The organism is Halomonas sp. BM-2019 (assembly GCF_017584085.1).
Window position 1 is genome coordinate 1768317 of sequence record NZ_CP071922.1, and the last position, 2826, is coordinate 1771142.

A 2826-nucleotide genomic window follows, 5' to 3' on the forward strand; every position below is an offset into this window, starting at 1 on the left:
GGCCGAGGCGGAGCGGGCGCTGGCGCGCAGGAGCCCGGACGGTGCCCCAGGGGAGGGCGCATGAGCCGCTGCGGGCTGACCACCCTGGCCGAGGTGGCCGAGGCCCTGGGGCTGCCTGTCCCGGCCGTGGACCTGCCGGTGGGGGAGATCGTCACCGATACCCGGCGTCTTTCGCCGGGCAGCCTCTTCGTCGCCCTGCGCGGCGAACGCTTCGACGCCCACGACTTCCTCGACCAGGCCCGGGCGGCCGGCGCCGCGGCGGCCGTGGTCGAGGCCGGCGCCAATGGCCGAGAGGGGCGACGTGGAGGGTATGGCGCTGCTCGAGGTGGCCGATACCCGCCTGGCCCTTGGGCTGCTCGGCCGCGCCCGGCGCCGCGCCTGGGGCGGTCCCCTGGTGGCGGTGACCGGCAACAGCGGCAAGACCACGGTCAAGGAGCTGCTGGCCGGGCTGCTGTCGCGTCGTGGGGCGACGCTGGCCACCCGGGGCAACCTCAACAACGATTTCGGGGCGCCGCTGACCCTGCTCGAACTCACCGCTGAACACCGCCAGGCGGTGGTCGAGCTCGGTGCCAATCACCTGGGGGAGATCGCCTGGACCAGCGTGCTGGCCGAGCCCCGAGTGGCGGTGATCACCAACGTCACCGGCGCCCACGTGGGGGAGTTCGGTGGCATGGGTCGCATCGCCCAGGCCAAGGGGGAGATCCTCGCCGGCCTGCCGGCCGACGGGGTGGCGGTGCTCAACCGCGACGACGCCTACTTCGCCACCTGGGCGAGCCTGGCCGCCCCGCGGGAGGTGCGTGACTTCGGCCTCGACCCCCGCGCGCGGGTCACCGCCCGGGCGCTGGCCTGCGATGCCCTGGGGCGCTATGCTTTCACGCTTGTCGCCGACGGGGTCGAGCTGGGGCGGGTGCAGCTCGGCCTGCTCGGCCGCCACAACCTGGCCAATGCCCTGGCCGCGGCGGCCGCTGCCCTGGCCATGGGTCTGGCCCCGGAGGAGGTGGTGGCGGGTCTGGCCGAGGTGGCGCCGATGCCGGGGCGGCTCTCGGTCGTGGCGGGCATCAACGCCTCGCGACTGCTGGATGATACCTATAATGCCAACCCCGGCGCGGTGAAAGCGGCGCTCGAACTGCTGGTCACACTGCCCGGTCCCCACTGGTGCCTGCTGGGTGCCATGGGCGAGCTGGGGGAAGCGTCCGAGCGGCTGCATGCCGAGATCGGGCGCCACGCACGAGAACTGGGGATCGACGTCCTCGGCACCTGCGGCGAGGCGGCGCGTGCCGCCTCCCGTGCCTTCGGTGAAGGCGGGTGCCACTTCGACGAGCACGAGGCGCTGGTGCGTCACGTCCTCGACCATCTTCCGCCCGGAGCCAGCGTGCTGGTCAAGGGGTCGCGCAGTGCCGCCATGGAGCGCGTGGTGGCGGCACTGGGCATGGAATCACCAAGGTGAACGCGATACATGCTGCTCTTTCTGGCTGAGTTTCTGGCGCAGTACTTCAGCGCCTTCAATGTCTTCATCTACCTGACCCTGCGCATGATCCTGGGCACCCTTACCGCTCTGGTGCTCTGTCTGTGGCTGGGGCCTGTAATGATCCGTCGGCTGGTCGAACGCCAGATCGGTCAGGCCGTGCGCGACGACGGCCCCCAGTCCCACCTCTCCAAGGCCGGAACACCCACCATGGGTGGCGCCATGATCCTGATGGCCATCGCCGTGAGCACCCTGCTTTGGGGCGACCTGGGCAACCACTATGTGTGGACCGTGCTGGCGGTAACCCTGGGCTTCGGCGCCATCGGCTGGGTGGATGACTACCGCAAGGTAGTGGAGAAGAACCCCCGCGGGTTGCCGGCGCGCTGGAAATACTTCTGGCAATCGGTGATCGGCCTGGCCGCCGCGGTGCTGCTCTACGCCACCGCGGCGTCGCCGGTGGAGACCAGCCTGATCGTGCCGCTGTTCAAGGACGTGGTACTTTCGCTGGGCCTCTTCTACATCGTGCTGACCTACTTCGTGATCGTCGGCAGCTCCAACGCGGTCAACCTCACCGACGGCCTGGACGGCCTGGCGATCATGCCCACGGTGCTGGTGGCCATCGGCCTGGCGGTGTTCGCCTACGCCAGCGGCAACGTGGTGTTCGCCAACTACCTGCAGATTCCCAATATTCCCGGGGCCGGCGAGCTCGCCGTGTTCTGCGCGACCATCGCCGGGGCAGGGCTGGGCTTCCTGTGGTTCAACACCTACCCGGCCCAGGTGTTCATGGGTGACGTGGGGGCGCTGGCGCTGGGCGCGGCACTGGGCGTGGTGGCGGTGATCGTGCGCCAGGAGATCGTGCTGTTCATCATGGGCGGGATCTTCGTCATGGAGACCGTCTCGGTGATCCTTCAGGTAGGCTCCTACAAGCTCACCGGTCGGCGCATCTTCCGCATGGCGCCGCTGCATCACCACTACGAGCTCAAGGGCTGGCCGGAGCCGCGGGTCATCGTGCGCTTCTGGATCATCACCGTGGTGCTGGTGCTGGTTGGCCTGGCCACCCTCAAGGTGCGCTGAGCAAGGACTCCACAGGGGCAAGGAGCAGGACATGGTCAAGGTGCCGACAGGGGTCACGCTGGTGGTCGGACTCGGATTATCCGGGCGGGCCATCTGCCGCCACCTCGAACGGCGCGGTGTCCCCTACATGGTCGCCGACACTCGCGCCGTGCCGCCGGGCATGGATGACTTCCACGCCGCCCACCCGGGGGTGGCGATCCACTGCGGGCCCTTGACCAGCCTCGACCTCAGCGAGGGGGAAGAGGTAGTGGTGAGTCCGGGCATCGACCCGCGCACCCCGGGGCTCG

At 69.7% G+C, this 2826-nt stretch carries 2 protein-coding genes and 2 pseudogenes; all 4 read left to right on the forward strand.

Going from position 1 to position 2826, the window contains the following annotated elements; translation table 11 throughout:
- Positions 1–60: 60 nt before the first annotated feature.
- Positions 61–222, forward strand: a pseudogene (locus tag J5F18_RS08935) (UDP-N-acetylmuramoyl-tripeptide--D-alanyl-D-alanine ligase); the annotation flags it as partial.
- Positions 223–310: 88 nt separating this feature from the next.
- Positions 311–1447 carry a UDP-N-acetylmuramoyl-tripeptide--D-alanyl-D-alanine ligase gene (gene murF / locus J5F18_RS08940; protein ID WP_346301897.1) on the forward strand — a complete coding sequence of 379 codons (1137 nt, stop codon included), beginning with the start codon at positions 311–313 and terminating at the stop codon, positions 1445–1447.
- 9 nt (positions 1448–1456) lie between these two features.
- A complete protein-coding gene (gene mraY / locus J5F18_RS08945; protein WP_346301898.1) occupies positions 1457–2539 on the forward strand; it encodes a phospho-N-acetylmuramoyl-pentapeptide-transferase in 1083 nt (360 codons plus the stop codon).
- Positions 2540–2570: 31 nt separating this feature from the next.
- A pseudogene (murD, locus tag J5F18_RS08950) lies at positions 2571–2826 on the forward strand (UDP-N-acetylmuramoyl-L-alanine--D-glutamate ligase); the annotation flags it as partial.